This is a genomic window from Kluyvera georgiana ATCC 51603 (assembly GCF_001654985.1).
Lineage (GTDB): Bacteria > Pseudomonadota > Gammaproteobacteria > Enterobacterales > Enterobacteriaceae > Kluyvera > Kluyvera georgiana.
The window spans coordinates 1-390 of the sequence record NZ_LXEU01000146.1 but is presented as its reverse complement, the minus strand read 5'-3'; the positions used below and the strand labels follow the sequence as shown (position 1 = coordinate 390).

The 390-nt window shown below is 54.6% G+C and carries 1 protein-coding gene; it reads left to right on the top strand.

Features of this window, described 5'->3' with window-relative positions; translation table 11 throughout:
- The coding region (locus M989_RS24055) for an FAD-binding protein (RefSeq protein WP_157093605.1) at nucleotides 1-390 on the top strand (390 nt) is incomplete at both ends.

The window sequence follows — 390 nt, the reverse complement described above, 5'->3', positions numbered from 1 at the left end:
GTAAAGAAGTTCTTGAGTCCCGCCTGCCGGGCATCCTCGAGCTTTCTCGTACCTTCGCCCACGTTGACCCGGTTAAAGAACCGATTCCGGTTATCCCAACCTGCCACTACATGATGGGCGGTATTCCGACCAAAGTAACCGGCCAGGCACTGACTGTGAATGAGCAGGGCGAAGACGTTCTGATTCCTGGTCTGTTTGCCGTGGGTGAAATTGCGTGTGTATCCGTTCACGGCGCAAACCGTCTGGGCGGTAACTCTCTGCTTGACCTTGTTGTATTTGGTCGTGCGGCGGGCATGCATCTGCTGGAGTCTATCGAAGAACAAGGCGAACTGCGTGATGCGACTGAAGACGAAATCAATGTTGCGCTCGAACGTCTGAACCGCTGGAACG